The organism is Eubacterium uniforme (genome assembly GCF_900167115.1).
Taxonomy (GTDB): domain Bacteria; phylum Bacillota; class Clostridia; order Lachnospirales; family Lachnospiraceae; genus Eubacterium_S; species Eubacterium_S uniforme.
The window spans coordinates 42,500-66,770 of record NZ_FUXZ01000016.1 but is presented as its reverse complement, the minus strand read 5'-3'; the positions used below and the strand labels follow the sequence as shown (position 1 = coordinate 66,770).

General features: G+C 32.4%; 18 protein-coding genes and 1 other RNA gene. All 19 read right to left on the bottom strand.

Annotated features, from left to right (window positions below):
- Positions 1–678: 678 nt before the first annotated feature.
- The 19 genes from B5D16_RS11290 to B5D16_RS11200 all read right to left on the bottom strand — a co-directional run bounded on the left by B5D16_RS11290 (position 679) and on the right by B5D16_RS11200 (position 24,265).
- A complete protein-coding gene (locus B5D16_RS11290; RefSeq protein ID WP_078767095.1) occupies positions 679–1,527 on the bottom strand; it encodes a sugar ABC transporter permease in 849 nt (282 codons plus the stop codon).
- Entirely contained in the window at positions 1,527–2,951 is a 1,425-nt protein-coding gene (locus B5D16_RS11285; RefSeq protein WP_078767094.1) for a carbohydrate ABC transporter permease, read from the bottom strand. The genes B5D16_RS11290 and B5D16_RS11285 overlap by 1 nt, the downstream gene beginning before the upstream one ends.
- Before the next feature lie 158 nt (positions 2,952–3,109).
- The gene (locus B5D16_RS11280; protein WP_078767093.1) at positions 3,110–4,408 is read right to left on the bottom strand and encodes an extracellular solute-binding protein; all 1,299 of its coding nucleotides are present in this window, start codon (positions 4,406–4,408) and stop codon (positions 3,110–3,112) included.
- A gap of 437 nt (positions 4,409–4,845) precedes the next feature.
- Positions 4,846–5,541 carry a uracil-DNA glycosylase gene (gene ung, locus B5D16_RS11275; protein ID WP_078767092.1) on the bottom strand — a complete coding sequence of 232 codons (696 nt, stop codon included), beginning with the start codon at positions 5,539–5,541 and terminating at the stop codon, positions 4,846–4,848.
- A 4-nt stretch (positions 5,542–5,545) separates the two neighbouring features.
- A complete protein-coding gene (hisF, locus tag B5D16_RS11270; protein ID WP_078767091.1) occupies positions 5,546–6,310 on the bottom strand; it encodes an imidazole glycerol phosphate synthase subunit HisF in 765 nt (254 codons plus the stop codon).
- Between the two features lie 13 nt (positions 6,311–6,323).
- Positions 6,324–6,929: an imidazole glycerol phosphate synthase subunit HisH gene (gene hisH, locus B5D16_RS11265; RefSeq protein ID WP_078767090.1), complete on the bottom strand. Its 606-nt coding sequence runs from the start codon at positions 6,927–6,929 to the stop codon at positions 6,324–6,326.
- Complete coding sequence (locus B5D16_RS11260) at positions 6,913–8,493, bottom strand: sensor histidine kinase (RefSeq protein ID WP_078767089.1); 1,581 nt, start codon at positions 8,491–8,493, stop codon at positions 6,913–6,915. The genes hisH and B5D16_RS11260 overlap by 17 nt, the downstream gene beginning before the upstream one ends.
- Entirely contained in the window at positions 8,477–9,163 is a 687-nt protein-coding gene (locus tag B5D16_RS11255) for a response regulator transcription factor (RefSeq protein ID WP_078767088.1), read from the bottom strand. The genes B5D16_RS11260 and B5D16_RS11255 overlap by 17 nt, the downstream gene beginning before the upstream one ends.
- Before the next feature lie 93 nt (positions 9,164–9,256).
- Complete coding sequence (locus tag B5D16_RS11250; protein WP_078767087.1) at positions 9,257–12,613, bottom strand: glycoside hydrolase family 2 TIM barrel-domain containing protein; 3,357 nt, start codon at positions 12,611–12,613, stop codon at positions 9,257–9,259.
- A 433-nt stretch (positions 12,614–13,046) separates the two neighbouring features.
- Positions 13,047–13,931, bottom strand: a complete 885-nt coding sequence (locus B5D16_RS11245) for a DegV family protein (protein ID WP_078767086.1) — start codon at positions 13,929–13,931, stop codon at positions 13,047–13,049.
- Between the two features lie 11 nt (positions 13,932–13,942).
- Entirely contained in the window at positions 13,943–15,355 is a 1,413-nt protein-coding gene (pyk, locus tag B5D16_RS11240) for a pyruvate kinase (protein WP_078767085.1), read from the bottom strand.
- A gap of 64 nt (positions 15,356–15,419) precedes the next feature.
- Positions 15,420–15,763, bottom strand: a transfer-messenger RNA (tmRNA) gene (gene ssrA / locus B5D16_RS11235).
- Between the two features lie 126 nt (positions 15,764–15,889).
- Entirely contained in the window at positions 15,890–16,363 is a 474-nt protein-coding gene (smpB, locus tag B5D16_RS11230) for an SsrA-binding protein SmpB (RefSeq protein WP_078767084.1), read from the bottom strand.
- A 65-nt stretch (positions 16,364–16,428) separates the two neighbouring features.
- Complete coding sequence (rnr, locus tag B5D16_RS11225) at positions 16,429–18,651, bottom strand: ribonuclease R (RefSeq protein WP_078767083.1); 2,223 nt, start codon at positions 18,649–18,651, stop codon at positions 16,429–16,431.
- Positions 18,652–18,952: 301 nt separating this feature from the next.
- A complete protein-coding gene (secG, locus tag B5D16_RS11220; RefSeq protein WP_242943039.1) occupies positions 18,953–19,210 on the bottom strand; it encodes a preprotein translocase subunit SecG in 258 nt (85 codons plus the stop codon).
- 167 nt (positions 19,211–19,377) lie between these two features.
- The gene (gene gpmI / locus B5D16_RS11215; RefSeq protein ID WP_078767082.1) at positions 19,378–20,919 is read right to left on the bottom strand and encodes a 2,3-bisphosphoglycerate-independent phosphoglycerate mutase; all 1,542 of its coding nucleotides are present in this window, start codon (positions 20,917–20,919) and stop codon (positions 19,378–19,380) included.
- Between the two features lie 77 nt (positions 20,920–20,996).
- Complete coding sequence (locus tag B5D16_RS11210) at positions 20,997–21,818, bottom strand: Cof-type HAD-IIB family hydrolase (protein WP_078767081.1); 822 nt, start codon at positions 21,816–21,818, stop codon at positions 20,997–20,999.
- A gap of 97 nt (positions 21,819–21,915) precedes the next feature.
- Positions 21,916–22,995: a histidinol-phosphate transaminase gene (hisC, locus tag B5D16_RS11205; protein ID WP_078767080.1), complete on the bottom strand. Its 1,080-nt coding sequence runs from the start codon at positions 22,993–22,995 to the stop codon at positions 21,916–21,918.
- Positions 22,996–23,080: 85 nt separating this feature from the next.
- Positions 23,081–24,265, bottom strand: coding sequence for a pyridoxal phosphate-dependent aminotransferase (locus B5D16_RS11200; protein WP_078767079.1), 1,185 nt, complete (start codon positions 24,263–24,265; stop codon positions 23,081–23,083).
- Positions 24,266–24,271: the final 6 nt, after the last annotated feature.

The following is a 24,271-nucleotide window of genomic DNA, read 5'->3' as shown; positions in this document are numbered from 1 at the left end:
CGACCTGTTTTGTAGCCTTTCCCTTCTACAAAGTATGGTGTTAGGTCGATGTGGTCCATTACATCACAAAAAGTATAAACCGGATCAGAAATATCAATTAATTTTTCGATAACTAATGGTAATTTTAGTTGTTTTAATGTATAATTATCATTGGTTTTATAATTAGTTAGTTGCATAACCTAATTATACCAAAAAGTAGCTATGAGCGCGAGCTCATAGCTACTTTTCTGTTAGGGGAGTTTTTTTACAGCCCCTTTTTTTGAAAGTAAGATACTAAACTATAATAAAGAGGATGAGGTATTTATATACCAAAGCATACCGTTTGATTTTTCCGTTAAGAATTCAAGTCTACCTCTGATTTTATCAGAGGAGCCCTCCGCGGCTTTGAGCGGAGTCAGAGATTTGCATTAGCAAATCTTCCTAAGTGAAGTTTGGTATATTTTTCATAAGCGCAGAAGGGAGCGTATCTCTGATAAATTCAGAGATATGCGACGCATTTCGGAGCTTATAGAAAAATACCAAGTATGAACGCAGAATTTAGGAAATAATCTCCCAGGTATGCGTGGTATATAAATATCTCAACCTCTTACTCATAGCCTAAAAATGCTTTCAAAAAACTCCACGACACTGCCGTGGAGTTTTAATTTATATATTACTGTGCTTTTTTCTTTTAAATCATTAACCTTTTACTGCGCCACCTGTAATTCCTTCAACGTAGAATTTCTGCATAATGAGGAATAAGATTGAAATTGGAACTGCTACTATTACACCACCGGCACAGAATACTGAGAAATACTGACCAATAAGTGATTTCTGTAAGATATTGAAAAGTCCTACTGCAACTGTCCAATCCTGAGGTGCTCTTGATCTAATCATAAGTCTTGCCATTACAAAATCCATCCAAGGAGTAAGGAATGCATTAATTACTGTATATACAATCATAGGTTTTGATAAAGGAATTACTATTCTTGTAAACACCTTAAACTCTGACGCTCCTTCAATTTTAGCTGCTTCACGAAGTGATGCTGGAATTGTATCAAAGAAACCTTTACATATAAGGAATCCCAGTCCAGAACCACCGGAATAAACTAAAATAAGTCCAAGTTTTGAATTTGTAAGTCCAACCATCTTCATAACAAAATAAATTGCTATCATTGAAAGAACACCTGGGAACATTCCAAGAATAATTGAAAAGCTCATAAGTGACTTTCTAGCTTTAAATCTCATACAACTAAATGCATATGAAACCATTAATACAAATACACTTGAAATAATACAGCAGAATACACCAATAATTAATGAATTCTTAAACCATGCAGGATAATTTGCTGCTGAATCTGGTTTAAAGAATAATCTGTTATACTGTCTAAGAGACCACTTTTCTGGGAAGAATTTTGAATATCTAACTCCATCATAAGCACTAAACGATGTTACAACAAGCCAGATAATAGGAACTAACCATAAAAGTGCAAGTAATGTTAAAACTATATGTCTAATTATTGTATTTCTTCTTCTATTCTTTCTCATTACTGGAACACCTCCTCTTTATCGCCCTTAATCATACGTGAATAAGTCAAAAGTGTAAGAGTTGCTGAAATAATGAAAGTAATAAATCCAATAACCGCTGCCATCTTATAATTGTTATAATCATTTGTTAAGGAGAATAACCATGTTATAAGAAGGTCAACTTCTTTTGCATTAGAATTTGCAAAACTCATATTAGTTGTCTTATATGTATTTGTTAAAAGATATATTACGTTAAAGTTATTAATATTTGCAATAACTGATGTTACAAGACTTGGTCCCATAACAAATAAAATATATGGCATTGTAATTTTCCAGAATATTTGGAAATTAGAAGCGCCATCAATCTTAGCACTCTCAAGCTGATCACTTGGAATGTTAAGAAGAATACCTGTTGCTGTAAGCATAAGGTATGGAACACCAACCCAAATATTTATAAGAATAATACTTACATGTGCCCAACCTGGTTTACTTAAAAATGGTATAAACTTTGCAGATGATGACAAAAGTCCCATATTTTTAAATAAAGACAAAATACCAACATTTTTACAGAATGTATTCATAATACCATTATCTGCAAACATCTTACTTACAAGAAGTAATGTTACAAACTGTGGAATAGCAATAGTTATTACAAACAATGAACGCCACAATTTCTTGCAACGTGTATCATGATGATTTATAAACATTGCAAGTAATACACCACCTATAAATGTTGTAATTGTAGCAAGAACAGCCCATATAATAGTCCATGCTAATATTCTTACAAAAGCATAACCAAATGTTATTGTACTTGATGTTGTAAATAAATCTACGAAATTCTTAAATCCAACCCATGTAAATAATTTATCTGGTGGCATATGACCTTTATCATAATTTGTAAAGGCAATAGCTGCCATAAAAATAATTGGAATAATACAGAACAATACAACTCCCAAAGATGGAAGTGCTAAAAGTGTAATATAAAACTTATTATTAAAAAGTGATTTTACATCTTCAGCAAATGTATTAATATGCTCTCTATTCTTTCTTGCTAATTGAATTTTATATACAGCCTTCATATTGTGAATATAAAATAAAATAAACGCAAAAATAATAACAATTCCAACAACACCATATAATAAAATTAATAATGAGTTGTCATATTTATTCACTGTTTTAGTAAATGTTAGGGGATCAAATACTTCCTTTCTTTGAACCGTACCAAGTGTTGATAATTTAGCCATGTATGGAGCACAAAACTTACCAACAAATGCGAATACGCCTAACTGCGCTAATGAAAAAAGAATACCTTTTACTATCTGTCCATTACCGATATAACCCATACCAATGATAATAAGAGACAGTTTTGTCCAGATATTTCCTTTTACTACCGCTGTTCCAAAATCAGTGAAATATTTCTTGACTTTTTCTAAAAAACTCTTCATACTTCAACCTCTTTCTCTCTAAAATACGTCAAAAACATGTGGAATACTCAATAATTTACAACATTTAAAAAACTATAGGACGGTTCTTATTCTTGCAATAAAGGCAATTTAGACCGTCCTATTATTTTTTATGTTTATATAATTAAAACTAATTATATTTATTTCTGTGTAATACCTTCAACAGCTGAATCAACAAGTTTCTTTGCATCTTCCTTGCCTTCTACTAATGCTGCTCCAAGAGCATTTGCTGGATCCCAGAACTTATCGCCAACTATCTGCTGACTAGCGAATTCTGACTGAGCAACTAAAGCTTCAAGAGCAGGTGATGTTATAGTAGCTGCTGCTGCTGTATTAGCAGGACCTTCACCTGTCGCATCTGCAATAGCTTTCTGACTATTTTCGTTAGTTAAATACTCAGCTAAAAGCATAGACCAACCTGTATTCTTTGAATATGAATTTACACCAACAAACTTATAACCAGCATATGAACCCATCTGAGTCTGTGTGCCATCTAAGTTAAATGTTGGAAGTTTACATGCTGCATAACCATCTTTATATGCATCCTTAATAGTATTAACATCCCATGTACCAGAAACATATGCAATCAAATCACCATCAGGCATCATTGACATAGCATCTTCATCGTTAATTGAAATGAATGAATCGTTCTTTGCAAGTTCTTTAATTGCTTCTGCTGTCTTAACGCCCTTTTCATCATTCCATGTACATGTATTAGTACCATCTTCATTCTTTGTAAGTTCACAACCAGCTCCTGAGAAGAATCCGTATAAATACCAACCGTTAGCTACATCCATACCAACCTTCTTGCCTTTTTCCTTAGCCTTAGCTGTAAGTGTATCCCAAGAAGCACAATCTTCTTCTGTAAGGTATTCACTATTATAGAATAAGAAATAACCATTAGAAGCTGTTAATGGATATGCATAAAGCTTACCATCAACTGATGCAGCACTAACTGTAGCTTCTGAGTTAGTTTCAGCTGGATTATAAGTATAAGTTGCTGCTACTTCCTGTAGAGCACCTGCTGCAACCAAATCCTGTGTCTGATCATCAGCAAATACAAAAACATCAGCTGCTGCTTCTGCATCTTCTAATACACGATCCTTAGCCTGTGATTCTGAAACAGCACCAATCTTAATATCAAAATCAACATCACTATATTCCTGAGTAAATTGATCAACTAGTTTCTTAACTGTAGTCTGATATGCTTCTACTTCTGAACACCATAGATTAAGTTCTACTTTTCCTTCAGTATTTGCGATAAGGTTCTTAATTGCATCTTCTGCTTTATCCTTATCTACGGTAGCTGCCTCTGTACCTTTTGTTTCGCCGCCTTGCTTTGTTGTATCATCCTTCTTGCTTTCTTCATTACCGCATCCTGCTACTAATGCACCTGTCATACTAGCACATAGTAATAATGCTAAATACTTCTTCTTCATTTTTCATCTCCTTTTTAAAGTAAAAAATAGTTTATTGATAAAATGCGCCGTGCACTTTATATCGTTTCCATTATGATTTTCACCTTGAAAAGTCGACCACCCCCGTACATCCTTTCCTAAATCAAAGTTGTAACATTTGTAGCCTTTCCACGATTCGATTATATTATTCATTGGTAAAAATTACAAGTAAATAATATAAATGTATCAAAATGCTGTACAACTTTATTCAAATTTGTACACTATTTAATGCCGCGTGAAATAGTTTCCAAAAATCATATATAAATTATATATCATAAATTTTATAATAATGCAACCTTTTTTTAGCATTATTGACAAAACATATAACAGCAAAATAAAAATGATTATGTTAAAACACATAATCATTTTTATATATTATATTTATTAAATTCCTTAATACATTTGAAAACGAAATAATTTTATATATTTTCAATTTTCCAATCTATCTTTTCAATTCCATTCCCATCAAGAAAACAATTTGCTGCTTTAAAATGTTTACATCCAAAAAATCCTCTATATGCAGATAATGGACTTGGATGCGGAGCAGTTAATATAAGATGTTTTTCATTATCCAAAGCCTTGCATTTTCTCTGTGCTGGATTACCCCAAAGCATAAAACAAATCGGTCTATCAATCTTATTAAGTTCTTCCACTACTCTGTCTGTGAACTTTTCCCATCCTTTATTCTTATGGGAATTAGCTTCATGTTCACGTACAGTTAAAACTGTATTAAGTAATAAAACGCCTTGTTTAGCCCACTTTAAAAGATATCCATTATTAGGTATTCCTGTTTTGTACTCATTATCTATTTCTTTATATATATTCACTAATGATGGTGGTATAACTTCCTGAGTTTGTGGGACTGAAAAACTAAGCCCATGCGCCTGATTAACATTATGATATGGATCCTGTCCAAGTATAACTACTTTTACATCATCTATATCCGTAAACCTAAAAGCATTAAAAATGTTTTCCATGGCCGGATAACAAGTTCTGCTCTCATATTCTTTTTCAACAAATGCCATTAACTCTTTAAAATAGTCTTTTTCAAATTCATCTGTTAGTACTTTTTTCCATCCGTTATCTGGGAAAATATCATTTACGTTTATACTCATAACTTTATACCATTCGTACGCTTACGCCTTTATTCTTTAAGTATTCTTTTACTTCAGAAATCTCAAGTTCTTTATAGTGGAATAATGAAGCGGCAAGTGCTGCATCTGCGCCACCAGCTGTAAGTGCATCATAGAAGTGATCAACATTACCTGCACCACCACTTGCAATAACAGGGATTGAAACATTATCAGAAACCATCTTTGTAAGTTCTATGTCAAAACCATTTTTAGTTCCATCACAATCCATACTTGTAAGAAGAATTTCTCCTGCGCCAAGCTTATCAGCTTTCATAGCCCACTCTATGGCATCTATCCCCATATCAACTCTTCCACCGTTTTTGAAAATATTCCATCCACTTCCATCGGCCCTTCTTTTAGCATCAATTGCAACAACAACACACTGACTACCAAATTTATCAGCCGCATCACTTATAAGTTGTGGATTCATAATAGCAGCCGAATTAATCGCAACCTTATCAGCGCCTTCACGAAGTAACTCTTTAAAATTATCAACACTTCTAATTCCGCCACCAACTGTAAATGGAATAAATACCTGCTCAGCAACACTTCTTACCATGTCAACAACAGTATTTCTATTATCACTAGAAGCTGTAATATCAAGGAAAACCAATTCATCTGCACCAGCTTCATTATACGCCTTAGCAACTTCTACTGGATCTCCTGCATCTCTTAAATTAACAAAATTAATACCTTTTACAACTCTATTATTATTAACATCCAAACAAGGAATAATTCTCTTAGTGTGCATATCTTTCTCCAATCTATAATTCAATAAAATTCTTAAGTATTTTAAGTCCTATCTCACCACTCTTTTCTGGATGGAACTGACAAGCAAATACATTTCCTTTTTCAACAGATGCATGAATACTAACACCATATTCAGTCTTAGCTTTAACGATACTTTCATCCTCTGCTTCTAAATAATAAGAATGAACAAAGTATACATATGGATCCTTATCTAGGCCCTTAAACAATCTACCATCATTACAAAGTTCAAGTGAATTCCAACCTATCTGTGGAATCTTTAAAGAACCATCTGATGGTATTCTTTTAATCTTTCCTTTAAGAATTCCTAAACCTTTAACTCCTGGAGTTTCATCGCTTTCTTCAAACAATAATTGAAGTCCTAGACAAATTCCAATAAATGGTTTTCCGCTATTACATATTTCAATAATAGTATCCTTTAAACCATATGAATTAATTTTTTCCATTGCATCTCCAAAAGAGCCAACTCCTGGAAGTACAACCTTATCTGCATTAAGTAAAACATCTTTATCCCTGGTACAAATAGTTTCTTCACCAAGATAAGCAAATGCTTTCTCTACACTTTTAATGTTACCTGCATCATAATCAATTATTGCTATCATTGTCATTCTCCTTAGGTTTATTAAATGTTGCAAAGAATGAAACACCATCTTTTTCATTAACAGCGCCACACTCAGTGCCCATTGAATTTGTAATTGCTTTTACAATTGAAAGTCCAATACCGCTTCCACCATACTCCCTTGTTCTAGCCTTATCCACCTTATAGAATTTAATCCAAATCTTTTCAAGTTCCTCATCAGGAATTGGATTACCAGTATTAAAAACATTCACCTTAACTTTATCTCCAATATCCATAACATCAATCTTAATTATCTTTCTGCCATTGCTATTAGCCATACAATGATTAATTGCATTACTGATAAAGTTGGTAATTACTTCCTCTGTCTGAAATTCATCAGCATAAATCATATATGAATTATTCTCAGCAAATACCACATTAATGTTATTCTCTTCTAACATAATCTGTGTATTTCCAAGTATACCGCATATAACCGATATTATATCAAATTTATCCGGATAAGTCTCAATTTTTCCAAATTCAATTTTATTAAGAGTAAGAAGTTTTTTAACCATCTTATTCATCTTTGAGGCTTCATCCGCAATTATTTCACAATATACCTTTTGACTTTCTGGATCTTCATTAACACCATCAATAAGTCCTTCTGCATATCCTGAGATAAGAGCTATCGGTGTTTTAAGTTCATGAGAAACATTTGAAATAAATTCCTTTCTCATCTCATCAACTTCGGTTTTAATCTTAATGTCTTCTTGTAACTGTTCATTAGCTGTCTTTAGTTCTGAAATAGTCATTTCTAATTTATTAGAAAGATTATTCATACTATTACCAAGTACATCAACTTCATCATCTTTTCCTCTACTCTCATACTTTGTAGAGAAATCCAAATTACTCATCTTTTCAGATAACTTGGCGAGTTTAAGTATTGGTTTTGTAAATGAAGTAGTTGCAATAAATATCAAAATGATACTAAGTAAAATTGCAACTAAACCTGCATACATAAAAAAGTTGTTAAACACATCTACACTATCCTTAATGTTCTGTGTTGCAACTCTAATAATCATGTAATGTTTTTCATTAATGCAACCATATAACTCTATCACATGATCATCATTTCTATTATTATCTTTGAAATAATTTAATACATATTCCCCATCTAGGGAAACATTATAAATATTATAATCTAATTGTTTCTTTAGTATTTCTGCTGGCCCAAAATAATATTCAATACATGATTTTTCATCCTCTGCTAAAAGAGTAACGCCACCATTTTCACAAATATTATCAATTTTGTTCTGTTCTTCTTCTGAAAGAGTATTAACGAAATATACATCATTTACATTAAAAATCTCATTATTCTCATCATCTTCAGAATTCTTATCATGATTAATATATACCATTTTTATTTTGTTATATATATCAACAACACTTTTTTCTTTTTGCTTTATATAGAATTTTTCTAGAAACAAGTTATTTGCTAAAAGAATCAATGCTATTGTAACCACTATAATAAACACTGATATGGCCAAAATTCTAAATCTAATAGATTTTAATTTGCTTACTTTAGTTTCATTATTCATTTTCTTCATCTACTTCAAATTTATATCCCATGCCCCAAATTGTTTTTATATAATTCGCGCATACACCCATCTTACTTCTAAGTTTCTTAACATGTGTATCAATGGTTCTTGCATCTCCAAAATAATCATAATCCCAAACATTGTTAAGAATCTTTTCTCTTGAAAGTGCAATTCCACTGTTAGCTATAAAATATGATAATAATTCAAATTCCTTAAAACTTAATTCAACCTGTGAACCATCTATTGTAACAATATGTGCCTGTTTATCAACAACGATTTTACCAGCTTTAATAATGTCATCACCTGCAAGACTATTAGTTCTTCTAAGAATAGCATCCACTCTTGCAACTAGAATTTTTGGGCTAAATGGTTTTGAAATATACTCATCTACCCCAAGTTCAAAACCTAGTAATTCATCTGCCTCTTCACTTTTAGCCGTAAGCATAATAATAGGAACTTTTGAAAACTTTCTTATCTCCCTACATGTCTCCCAACCATCCATCTTTGGCATCATGACATCAAGAATAATCAGTGAAATATCATTTCTTGTAAAAAATATATCTATTGCTTCCTCTCCATCTGCTGCCTGAATAACATTATAGCCTTTCTTAACAAGAAAGTCCCTAACCAGCATTCTCATTCTACTTTCATCATCAACTACTAACACATTAAGATCCATAAACTTCTCCTTAACTTATAAAAACAGTTATCTCTATGTTCTTTAAATATTATATTAGTAAATTATGTTTTTTCTATGAATTAATGAAACATATTAGTAAATTCTAAAATTAAATTCAAGATTTTCACTTCCATCAATCAAGAATTCATCATGTACCGGTGCACCCCAAGAATCATCGCCACCAACACCCATTTGCTTAGCAAGAATCTTTAATGTATTGCAATCACTCTTTGGTAATTCATGAATATGAATTGCATTATCAATTTCATATGTTGAATTTGGTAAGAAACTAAACTCAAATGGAGTATCAATCATCTCAAATGTTAATGCAACCGACTCATCATTATGAATCTGAAGTTTTCTAACTCCCGTTCTATTTGCACACTCCTGTGGTCTTGCATACTGAGTTAAATTCGAATTTACATCCATATCATATAATCCTAATTTAACTCCATTACATCTATCAATATAGTTTTCCTCTGGACCATATCCATAATACCAAGCGTCCTTAATATCCTTAACAATAGGAATTTCTAATCCAAACTCAGGAAGACTTGGTCCATTTGGAAGGCCAAAATACTTCATATTAACATCTATTGTACCATCTGTGTAAACAGTATACGAAGCTGTACTTACACCATCCATAACTGCCCAGAATTTATATGTATAATTAATTGTTATACGGTCTTCCTTCGCCTCAACATCCATATCAATAGGGATCTGAGTCATAGATGCCAATTTATAAATTCCAGACTTATATTCAAGCCCATTACCCCTGTCATTATCTGTAATGGCTCTCCAATAAGTTGGCATAGGGAAAAGTCTTAAGAATTCTTTATCCTTCTTCTTAATGGAGCAAATGCTACCAGTCTGTTTAGAGAATAAATATGAAAATCCTTCACCCTTAACACCAATATTATAATCTCCATCAATAACCTTAAACTTCTTAGTTTTTATTTCTTTTGACTTATAATTTCCACATACATATTCACCAAAAGCCACTTCATATCCAGCTTCTGCCCACTTAGTATTATTCTTTAAATGAGCACTAACTCTAAATGTATATTCATATTTTTCCTTATCGATATCCACTTTCACTGGTGACTTATCTTCATTATCTGATTCTGGCTTTTCATATTCGTCATTAGAAAAATCAAAACACTCAACAATTTCTTCGTAATCAACTTCATAATCAATTACAGCATCATACTTAAAATACTGTTCTGACTGCGGCTTAACATTAATTCCTTCACCAACAGATTCAAGCATATATAAATTCTGTTCAATTCCATTCTTCAATATTTCAAGTGTAAAATAATAATCCGATAAATCAACAAAAAGATTATCATTCTTAATAAGCACACCATCTTCATCAGGTGTAATCTTTATATTCTGATATAACTTTTTAACCTCTACAACCTTAGGAGAACTACTTCTATCAGCAAATACTATTCCATCTCCACAGAAGTTATAATCGCATGGTCTATCATCAAAATCTCCACCGAATAAAACTTTACCGTCTTTAGAGATAATATTTTGATCTATAAAATCCCAAATAAATCCCCCCTGATATTTATCATACTTTTCAAGATCTGTATATAACTTCATACCACCAAGAGAATTACCCATGGCATGCATATATTCACAACTAATAAATGGTTTTTCAGGATTTTCATTTAAATATTTTTCAACATCCTGTGGCTTTGTATACATCTGACTTTCCATATCTGACGTAGCATTATAAGTTCTATCATGAAAGATTCCTTCATAATGAACTAAACGTTTTTTATCAACCTTTCTGAAATACTCAGACATATTAAAAATAACTTTACCACCATTTGATTCATTTCCACATGACCATATAAGAACACATGGCTGATTTTTATCTCTTTCATACAAACTCTTAGCTCTGTCTAATACCAAAGACATCCATGACATATCATCTCCTGGAATTCTTCGCTCAGTATTTATTGTTTGAGCCTGCATCCATGAACCATGAGTTTCTAAGTTAGCTTCATCAATAACATAAATACCATAATTATTACATAACGAATAAAAATATGGACTATTTGGATAATGTGATGTTCTAACAGCATTAATGTTATTCTTTTTCATAAACTTAACATCCCATTCCATATCTTCCTTAGTTATAGCTCTTCCACTATATCCGCTAAACTCATGCCTATCAACACCCTTAAACATAATACGCTTTCCATTAAGTTTCATAACGCCATCAACCATAGCAAAATCAGTTAGTCCGAATTCGCAACTAACTATATAATCAAATTCACCTTTAACCTTAATTATAAGTGCATAAACAAAAGGAGTCTCTGCACTCCATAACTTAGGATTCTCTATTTTAAAGTTAAATAAATCACCACTAGCTTTACCATATTCTTTTTGAGAACCATCATTTAAAATATATGCATATTCAAACTCATGAAACTTCTTTTCTTTCTTCTTATCAATAACAATCTTAGCTACATCCTTAATTGATTTTTGTAACTTAACTTCTTTGTCATCATCCTCTAATTCTGGCATGGTATAGCTACCTTCACCATCTTCAACCTCAGAAAGATCTGCAATGTCAACACTATCACTGTATACTTCCACATCAGTACCAACATTATACTCATCAAATCTTTCTACTACTACATCTTCATTCCATGTAAGTTTCACTTCGACATCAGCGTTTTTATAATCATCAGAAAGTGTATAATCTACCTTAACATCAAAAATATTAGCCTTAGGTAGCTTAATTAAATTTACATCTCTAAATATACCTGTAAATCTCCAAAAATCCTGATCCTCAAGATATGAAGCAGTTCCTCTCTTATAAATTCTAACTAAGATATTATTTTTAGGTCCAATAAATTTAGTAATATCAAATTTCGCTGGAGAAAATGAATTCTCTGTATACCCAACAAACTGATCATTGATATAGATAAAAGTTTGACCTTCCACACCTTCAAAATCAAGTATATACTGATAATCCTTGTTAAATCCTAATACAGCTCCTGGCTTTTTCATATCAACTTTTTCAGGGCATAAAAATTCTCTTGAAAGTTCATAATATGGATTGGCTGAAAAATTAAATTCACCCATTTTAACATCTTCATGTCCATCCCAAGGATACTGAGAATTTACATATTGCATATCCCCAAAACCTTCAAGTTCAAGATTACAAGGTACATTAACCTTCCCTTCCTTTTGAGGTGTTGTAACACTAACAACTTCTTCTGTAACATCAAGTATCTCTGTAGTATGCTCTTCCTTACCATCATAATACTTAACATTCCACTTTCCATTTAAACTTTTAACAAGTGATGAATCTTTCTTCTTAAATTCATCCATATTTTTATATACATTAAAATAACTGTTATATGGCAACTTATTTATCCCATACACATTCTTATCATAAACAACCTTTAACTCTTCCTGCTTATTCATAGCCTTCCTCCTATAAACTCTCTAATTCTGATAGTGTATGTTATCAGAAGATAATTAAATTACGTTGATGACTTTATAAGTTTATATATACATAAGAAAACAATTTGAGTTTTCCGTTAAAAATTCAAGAGAGGTTTGGTATATTTTTCAAACGCGCAGAACGTGTTTGAGCAGCTTTAGCTGCGAGTTTTCGGAGCGTTTAGAAAAATACCATGGACGAACGCAGAATTTAGGAAACACTCAACCGTTTTCGGTGTATATATAAACTTATAAAGTCATCTACACAATAATACATTCTGATACCATACACTATCACACGTTTATAATTTTACCACATTATGATTGTCAATCCAACAAAATTGAATTATATGAATAAAACAAGTATACAAGTTATATAAAAAATAACGAGATGATCTAATCATCTCGTTATTTTTTAGTCTTCTCTATTTCCAAAGAAGAATACCCCTATAAGGCCTGGGCCTGTATGGCTTCCTATTAAATTTCCAATCCAATTAAGTGTAATTTTATCTTTAACGTTAGGCATTCTTTCATTAAGTGCATCAATTACAGCATTTGCATCTTCAAGATTATCTGCATGGTTAATGAAAATTTCATCAGCGTAGTTTTCATGATCATATGCCTGTTCGATAACCTTATCTACAACTGCCTTAATAACTTTTTTCTTTCCTCGAATTTTATATCTTGTATCAAGTTTTCCTTCTCTGTCAAATGTAAGCATTGGACATATATTTAAAAGATTTCCAATAGTACCAGATGTTTTTGATACTCTACCGCCTCTAATTAAATATGTTAAATCACTTGTAAATATCCAAGCCTGAATATTTAATCTATTATCAAGCGCCCACTGATTACATTCTTCTATACTCTTACCTTCTGCTTTAAGTTTAGATAACTTCTTAACTAATAATCCGTATCCGCCTGTTGCTGTAAGTGAATCTACAATATAGATTTTTCTATCAGGATATTTTTCTTCTAAATCTGTTTTTGCTATCATAGCTGAATTATATGTACCTGAAATACCTGATGAAAGTGTTACATGAAGAATATCTTTACCTGCTTTTAAAAACTCTTCAAAATAACTGTAATATTCCTCCACATTTATCTGAGAAGTTTTAGTCATGGAACCATTCTTCATTGCATCAAAAAAATCTTTATATGGAACTGTTTTTCCTAAATCATCGTAATAATCTTTACCATCTAATTGGAAATGAAAAAATATATAACTAACGCCTAGTTCTTCTAATTGCTCCTTTGTAAGATCCGCCGGTGAAGAACAGCTTAATACGAAATCGCTCATTTAAATCCTCCTTATACGCTTTCAACCCTTATTGTATTTGTATTACCAGACTTACCACTTATCTTTCCGCCTGTTAAAACTACATTATCACCTTTTGATAATTTAAATACTGACTTAGCATTATGTAATGCATAATGAAACATAACATCAATTGATTCAAACTCTTCTGATAATACCGGTGTAACACCCCAACTCATGTTTAACTTTCTCCATGCACGTTTTGAAGTTGTCATTCCAACGATGTCTACTGGACATCTAAAACGACTTACCATTCTTGCTGTTTGTCCTGTAATTGATGCAACAACAATAGCCTTTGCCTTAACATCAATTGCCATGGCACACGTTGCATGACTAACAGCATCTATATTATTCTTTGTCTGATATTTGTTATGATAAAACCACTGTGTATAATCTATGTTTTTCTCAGTAAACTCAGCAATCTGAGCCATGTTAGTTACAGCTTCAACAGGATATTTACCTGCAGCTGATTCACCTGATAACATAATCGCACTTGTACCATCATATACAGCATTAGCAACATCACTAATTTCAGCTCTTGTTGGTCTTGGATTATTAATCATAGACTCAAGCATTTCTGTTGCCGTAATAACTCTCTTACCAAGGAGTCTACACTTTTCAATTAAATACTTCTGAACAGAAGGTACTTCAATAAATGGTATTTCAACACCAAGATCACCTCTGGCAATCATAATACCATCAGCGATTTCACATATTTCATCAATGTTATTAACACCTGATCTATTTTCAATCTTAGCTATAATATCAATGTTCTCTCCACCATTCTTATCGAGGAAAGCTCTAAGATCAGTCATATCTTTTTTATTTGAAACAAATGATGCAGCAACAAAATCTATTTCATTCTCAATACCAAATAAAAGGTCTGACTTATCCTGCTCACTAAGATAATCATTCTTCATAACTTTATTAGGGAAATTCATGCTCTTTCTATCTGATAAAACACCACCTGTTTCACAAATACAATTAACATCATCGCCCTTTACATCAGTAACCTTTAAGATTACCAAACCATTATTAACTAAAATCTTATCACCAACAGATATATCCTTAGGTAAATCCTTATATGTTACAGATACTTTCTCCTGATCACCTTCAATATCCTTTGTAGTGAATGTAAATTTATCACCTTCACTTAATGTGATTTTCTTATCCTTAAAAGTTTTAATTCTATATTCTGGTCCCTTTGTATCAAGCATAATTGGAATTGGTGCATCAATTTCATCTCTAACCTTCTTTATAAGGTCAATTTTCATCTGATGTTCCTCATGTGTGCCATGAGAGAAATTAAGTCTCGCAACATTCATGCCTGCCTTAATCATGGCTTTTAACGTTTTTTCGTTATCACTTGATGGACCTATAGTACAAATAATCTTCGTTTTTCTCATAATATATAATCCTCTCATCTCACAAAAAAATAATGGGGACACAAAAAACAATCCCCACTGTTACAAATGGACTAGATGGGAGTTGAACCCATGTCCGAAAATCAATTCACTGTACTTCTACGAGCGTAGTTTATTCTTTAACATTCCCTCCACTAACAAGGAACAAACAACCAATTAGTTTCAGTAGCTTCATAATACGCCCTGCATCTCAAAGCTTTGATACAGTCGTTTCCTACATAGATGAAGCCTTAATCCCTAAGTGTAGGTGCAAAGGGTAAGACTGCTGCGTTAATTAAGCAGCGTAAGCTAAATTTTCGTTAGCGTTTATATTTAAGTTTTAGAATGTAACGTATTCACTCCGGCTCGCTTCTCCACCTTCATGGTCCCCGTCGAAACCAGTACTAGCCCTCACTGGTATTTACACAACATAATTTTACTATTTTACCCTACTTATGTCAAGTTTATACCAACTATTACTATAAAGCGTTTATATATATTGTTTAAAACTATAAACCACTAGATTTTATCATAATTTTAGTATTTTCCTTTATTAGCAAATGCTCTTTCTATATCTCTCTGCTGATCCTTCTTTGCAAGAGTTTCTCTCTTATCATAAAGCTTCTTACCCTGTGCAAGACCAATCTCGACTTTAGCAAGACCACCTTTAAAATAGACCTTTAAAGGAACAATTGTAAATCCTTTTTGCTCAATTTCAGCCTTAAGCTTATTAATTTCATATTTATGAAGCAATAGTTTTCTTGGACGAAGTGGATCTTTATTAAAAATATTACCTTTTTCATATGGTGAAATATGCATTCCATAAACCATTACTTCACCCTTATTATCTATTCTTATAAAAGATTCCTTTAAAGAACACTTTCCCATTCTTAAGGATTTTACTTCTGTACCAAAAAGCTCAATTCCAGCTTCATAAGTATCTTTTATGAAATAATCATGATACGCTTTTTTATTGTTCGCTATAAGCTTCTCTCCATGTGATTTAGCCATATCCTACCATCCTTTATATTACAATCATTATCACTAATTCTAGTTAATTACTTTTCAATTAATAACTATTCATTATTATTTTCATTTACAAGTTTAAAATCAATAGTCTTCATAATTTTATCAGTATCATAAACCCAAATCTTTACTTTCTGTCCTAGCTTATATCTTTTATTTGTAAGATTACCGACAAGTTCAAAATGCTCCTCATCAAGTTCAAAGAAATCCCCTTCAATATCCGATATTCTAACCATGCCCTCAACAGTATTTGGCAATTCAACGTACATACCAAAACGTGTTACACCACTGACAACACCTTCATACTCCTCACCAATCTTATCTGACATGTAAATAACCTTCTTAAGTTTCTCTACTTCTCTTTCAGCCTCATCAGCTCTTCTTTCAAGTGTCGATGAATTCTTACATACATCTGGTAATATCTTTTTATAATGAGCAATGTATTTACCATCCATTTGCCCATGTAAATACTGTTTTATAATTCTGTGAATCTGTAAATCCGGATATCTTCTAATAGGTGATGTAAAATGACAATAGTACTTCGCTGCAAGGCCAAAATGACCTGTACAATCAGGTGAATACATGGCTCTCTTCATAGAACGAAGCGTAATTCTGCTAATCATGTTTTCTTCATCCGTACCTTCAATATTATCAAGTAATTTTTGAAGTTCCTTTGGATGAACATCATCACCACCAAAATGCATAACATATCCAAAGTTATTAATAAACGTAGATAACTGTTTCATCTTCTCATTATCAGGAGTTTCATGAGTTCTATAAGCAAATGGTACCTCAAGCCAGAAAAAATTCTCAGCCACAGTTTCATTAGCTATAAGCATAAAGTCCTCGATAATTTTAGTTGCTCTATTTCTATCATAAGCCTTAATGTCAACAACTTTGCCTTTTTCATCAAGAATAATCTTGCTTTCTGGAAAATCAAAGTCAATTGCACCACGCTTATATCTTTTTTCTCGAATAATCCTTGATAACTCGAGCATAACCTTAGTCATTTCTATAAGCCATTCAGGTGAATTATTTACAATCTCTAAATATTTTTCATCAACATTAGAACCTTCACCTTCTTCACATAATCCATCTTCATTATCAATAGAACCTTTTATAATCGCATAAATCTCATTATAACTGCATCTCTTACTAACTTTAATGACAGTTTCTGTTATATTATGATTAATAACTTTACCTGTCTTATCAATATCCATAATACAACTAAGAGCAAGTCTGTCAACTCCCTCATTAAGTGAGCATATGCCATTACTTAACTTTCTCGGTAACATAGGAATAACTCTATCTGCAAGATACACACTTGTACCTCGCTTAAGTGCTTCCTTATCAAGTGGATTTCCCTCTGTAACATACTGTGAAACATCTGCAATATGAACGCCTAATGTATAAACATCACCATTCCTACTAATAGTGATGGCATCATCTAAATCCTTTGCATCCTCACCATCAATAGTAATAGTATACTCACCTCTTAAATCAAATCTTCCTTCAATTGCTTTTTCTTCAACAACATCAGGAACATTTACAAGATAATTTTGTACTTCCTCAGGGAATTCTTCCGGTATGTCATACGCTCTAACAATTGATGTAATATCAGCACCAGGTTCTGTGGCATATCCAATAACCTCAATAATCTTTCCCTCTGGTTTTCTCTTAAATGAACCATATTCAGTAATTTCACAAACTACTTTCTGACCACTTTCGGCAACCTCTGATAACTTTGAAGGAATATAAATATCACTTGTTATCTTTCTATTATCAGGAATCACGAAACCAAAGTTCTTGCTCTTCTTATAATATCCAACAATCTTCTTAATTTCATGATCTAATATCTTTACTATCTTAGCTTCTGTTCTTCTAACTTTTCCACTTCTTCCAGCTGAACTTCCACCATCATGAATAACCTGAATCTGAACGGTATCATGATAAAAAGCATCCATAGTATACTTTTCAGGAATAAAGAAATCCTCTTCAAATCCTTCTACAGTAACAAAACCATATCCTCTTTCATTGCTTTCAAAAATACCTGTATAAATCTCATCTTTGGCAAGGGCATACTTTCCTCTTTTTGAAAGAGCAATCTTCCCCTCACTTATTAATTCATTTAATACTTCTTCAAGTTCTTCTCTATCCTCTTTTTTTACATTAAGAAGAATAGCAAGTTCCTTTATCTTCATCGGAACATAATGCTTATCTTCAAATATATCCATTAAAATCTTTTTTCTATTATTTTTCTTTCCTATATCCATACAAATCATCCTTTTTATTATCATATATATCCACTCCGTGCAAGCACAGATTTTTCACGTCGTGCAAACACTTCGAATCCGCTTCGCTTCTTCTCAGTGATTACACGGTCGCCAAATGAAAATCTCCGTGCAAGCACAGATTTTTCACGTCGTGCAAGCACTTCGAATCCGCTTCGCTTCTTCTCAGTGATTACACGGTCGCCAAATGAAAATCTCCGTGCAAGCACAGATTTTCACTTGGCTCGTCGTGGATAACAAAAAAGACTTAGGCCGTAACCTAAGTCTCTACATTGCAATAAAACTAAAATTTAAGGTTAAGAACAATTGCAATTACGAAGAAAAGGAAAATAAAAACCTTAGTTACTCTCTCTAACTTTCCTTCAATTGAACGTCCTCTATTTTTACCCATATATGTATCTGCAGCGCCATTAATTGCTCCAGTAAGACCTGCTGACTTACCTTCTTGCATAAGAACTACAGTTGTAAGTGCAATACAAAGTACTATAAATACAACGGCTAATATTTTTATTGGTAATGGTGAACTAATCATTCCTAGCATATTTACACCTCCTAATCTTTCTAAACAACTTTTACTAGTTTATCATACATCTTTATAATATGCAACTATTTTTTAGCATTTCAATATGTAGTATTAAAGGATATAAAAATATTCTCCTAAAACTAATAAAAACTGAGCAATAAAGCTCAGTTTTTATTATATTTTAATTATTTAATAATAAGTGATTTACCTGTCATTTCTGCTGGCTGTTCAAGACCCATAATATCAATGAGTGTTGGAACGATATCAGCAAGTACGCCATTTTCACGAAGCTTATATGAAGGATCAGCATTTACTAAGATAAATGGTACTGGGTTAGTTGTATGAGCTGTGAATGGATCACCTGATTCAGGATCAATAAGCATTTCAGCATTACCATGGTCAGCACAAATGAATAACTGTCCATCAACTTCCTTAATGAAGTTTACAATTTCACCTACACATTTATCAATAACTTCAATAGCTTCAACAACTGATGGAATAACACCAGTATGACCAACCATGTCTGGATTAGCGAAGTTACAAATAATTACATCATACTCACCACTTGTGATTGCCTTTGATAATTCATCACATACTGTATAAGCGCTCATTCTTGGCTTCTTATCGTATGTTGGAACATACTTAGGTGAATCAACTAAGATTCTTGTTTCACCTTCATTAGGTTCTTCAACACCGCCATTGAAGAAGAATGTTACGTGAGCATACTTCTCTGTTTCAGCGATTCTAGCCTGCTTAAGTCCCTGTTTTGCAAGGAACTCACCAAATGTATTTGTAATCTCAACCTTCTTAAAAGCGATAAGCTTATTAGGAATTGTAACATCATACTCTGTATAACATACAAATACAAGATCAAGTTTCTTTTCTCTATTAAATCCTGTAAAGTCATCACTACAGAATGCTCTTGTCATTTCTCTAGCTCTATCAGGTCTGAAATTACAGAATACAACTGAATCTCCATCCTTAACTGTTGCTACAGGAGCACCATTCTTTGTGATTACTGTAGGAATCATAAATTCATCAGTTACATCATTAGCATAACTTGTCTTAATTGCTTCAACTGGATTCTCTGCCTGTTCGCCCTCACCCTTCGTAATAGCAAGGTAAGCTTTTTCAACTCTATCCCAGTTGTTATCTCTATCCATTGCATAGTAACGACCTGAAACTGAAGCAACTTCACCAACACCAACTTCTGCCATCTTATCAACCATCTGCTGCATGTAATCAGCTGCTGATGATGGAGGTGTATCTCTACCATCTAAAAATGCATGTAAATAAACCTTTTCAATACCATATCTTTTAGCCATTTCAAGAATACCATACATATGTGTAATGTGGCTATGAACACCACCGTCTGATAAAAGGCCAAAGAAATGAACCGCTGAATCATTCTTCTTAGCATTCTCCATAGCTTCTACCAAAGCTTCATTTTCAAAGAATGTACCATCTTCAATTTCTTTTGTAATTCTTGTAAGTTCCTGGTATACAATTCTACCAGCACCCATATTAAGGTGTCCTACTTCTGAATTACCCATCTGTCCATCAGGAAGACCTACAGCCATACCTGAAGCATATCCTTTAACAAATGGATACTCTGCCATAAGTTTATCCATAACAGGTGTATTAGCAAGTGCAACACCGTTACCTTCTTTTGTGTCAGATAATCCATATCCGTCTAAAATCAATAATACTGTTGGTTTTTTACTCATTATTTTTCTCCTTAATTTTTATGTTTCTATTATATGTTCTTTAACTTATCATTAAGTGACATTACTATTAAATAAATCTAGGCAATGTTAAAAACGAACTTATCTATTACCTTTGCAATACCATCATCATTATTAGATAATGTAACATAATCAGCAACAGACTTAGCTTCATCAACGGCATTACCCATGGCAACACCAATTCCAGCTCCTTCAATCATTGAAATATCATTATAGCTATCTCCACAGCATATAACATCTCTATGTTCTACTCCAAGCTTCTTAGCAAGTTCTTCAACTGCACTATATTTATCAACGCCCTTTGCAACAACATCAATAAAGAAATCAGCAGAACGATATACTTCATAACGTCCTCTGCTCATCTTTTGGAATTTATTTTCAAATTCACCTGCAATCTTAGGATCACATGTGATAATGCACTTACTTACATCAAAATTAACATATTCAAAGAAATCATCAGGTTCCTTAACTGCTATGTCTGTAATCTTTGATTCAAGTGACATATACTCATCAACATCTGTTCCTGCTATGATATGATCCTTGTCATAAGTAACAAATCCCAAATCATATTCCTTAACTTTCTCTAAGATTTCAGGAATGAACTTATTTTCAAGAGATTTCTCATATAAAACCTCTTCACTCTTCCAGTCCACTACTCTAGCACCATTAAATGAAACAACATAACCACCTTTATTGTCAAAGTTAAGTTTTTTAGCAATCTTCTTAACTCCCTTAGTAGGTCTGCCCGTAGCGATTACAACATAATGACCTTCATCAATCATCATATGAAGCTTCTCTAAAGTCTTCTTTGTAATCTCTTTTTCATCATTAACTAATGTGCCGTCGATATCGACAACAAGCATTTTCTTTCTTTTACTCATTGCATAAGCACCTTTCTATACAAACAAAGTTAGCAAATGCCCCCAAACATACAATAATTTACAACATAAATACCATTTCTGTCAATGCTGTTATTGACTATTTTTTATCAATGTATTCTTCTAACGCTTTAAATAAAGCATCCATCTGTTCGTCCGTTCCAATTGTAACTCTTAAATAATTAGCAATTGTTGCAGGCTTTCTAAAATATCTAACAAATATATTCTTAGTCTTTAAATACTCAAAAATCTCTACAGCTGGAATACTTTCATGTGTAACGAACAAGAAATTTGTCTTTGAATCAGGACAGTTAAAACCTAACTCCTTAAATTTCTCTTTAGCTCTATCCCTTGTAGATATGATTTTTTCAACACTTTTCTTAAAATAATCTTCATCTCTTAATGAAGCAACACCCATTGCAATCTGAAGATTTGAAAGTGTATAAGAATTAATGGAAAACTTAACATCTTCCATAGCCTTTATAAGTCTATATCCACCTAAGGCATAACCAATTCTTGCACCAGCCATTGATCTTGATTTTGAATAAGTCTGTACTACTACAAGATTTTCATGTTTTTCTAGAAGTTTAATTGCAGATTCACCACCGAAATCAACATAAGCTTCATCAACAATTACAACAACTTCACTATTATCATCTAAAATCTTTTCAATTGCATCAAGACCTAATGCAACAGTAGTTGGTGCGTTAGGATTAGCAATTACAACACCACCACAATCCCTGTTATAATCCTCTGGATCAATTAAAAATCCTTCACGCAAAGGCACAACATCATAATCTATTTTATAAAGATCTGCCCACACATCATAGAATGAATAAGTTACATCAGGAAAAAGTATCGCCTTACCACTATTAAAGAATGTCTGAAATGCAACTGATAAAACATCATCAGATCCAACACCAACAAATACATTCTCTTTAGTAAGATTAGTATTATATTTTCCATTAAAATATATTGCAAGTTCATCAGATAACTTTTTAATATCTGGATCTGGATATAATTTTAAATTATCTGTATTATATCTTTCCTTTACATCTAATACTGCACTAGATGGCGGATAAGGATTTTCATTAGTATTAAGTTTAATTACGTCCTTATTCTGTGGCTGTTCTCCAGGAACATAAGGATCTATCTTTCTTAAATTATCGTATAAACCCATCGTCGCCTCCTATAAAACATATCAGCAAATATCATAAGTAATTATTTTTACAATTAATCAATTTACCAAACTACTAGTTACCCAATCAAATCAAATTATAAGCTTTAGCTAGTTTTTCAAATGCAGGCATTGAATTTTTAACTGTATCAAATGATACACAGTATGCAAGTCTAACATAACCACTCTTACCAAATGAACTACCTGGTACAAGTAATAAGTTAAACTCTTTTGCCTTGCTTACAAATTCTTTTTCATCTTCAACAGGTGATTTTAAGAATAAGTAAAATGCACCTTGTGGCTTAACAGCAGAAAAACCGAATTTAACAAGATTATCATAAAGATACTCACCATTCTTACGATACTTTTCTACTTCACACTTTTCATCAACACACTTAGCAATAACTTTCTGCATAAGTGATGGTGCATTAACATATCCAAGAATTCTATTTGCTGTATTAGCAGCAGATAAAACATCTTCGAAAGAATCAATTTCACTTGGAATTACAAGATAACCAATTCTCTCACCTGGAAGTGATAATGACTTACTATATGAATAACCTACAATTGTATTCTTATAATACTTTGTAAGATATGGAACATCTACGCCATAAGCTAGTTCTCTATATGGTTCATCTGAAATTAAATAAATTGATGTACCATATTCTTTTTCCTTAGCTACTAAAACTTCAGCCATAGCCTTAATAACTTCTTCGCTATATATAACACCTGTTGGATTGTTAGGGTTATTAACGATAACAGCCTTTGTCTTAGGTGTAACTGCTGCTTCAAGTTTCTTTGCATCAATCATAAACTGATCATCTGTTTCAACTTCTACAATCTTACCATCGAAATTTGCAACGTATGATCTGTATTCACCAAAATATGGTACAAATACAATAACTTCATCACCTGGATTTAAAAATGTCTTAAGAATAACATTAAGTCCACCAGCTGCACCAACTGTCATAATAATATTCTTCATTGAGAAATTAGTACCCTGTTTTTTATTAATAGACTCTGCTATTGTTTCTCTAACATCTTCATAACCTGAATTATTCATATATCCATGAACTACTAATGAGTTCTCTTCATTAAGTACTTCAATAATAGCTTCTTTTACTCTTTCTGGAGCAGGGATTGATGGATTACCAAGTGAATAATCATATACATTCTCAGCACCATATTTCTCTGCCATTTTCTTTCCTTCTTCAAACATTGCTCTAATTGCTGAACTTCCAGCAACATAAGCTTTCATCTTTTCTGAAATCATCTTTAT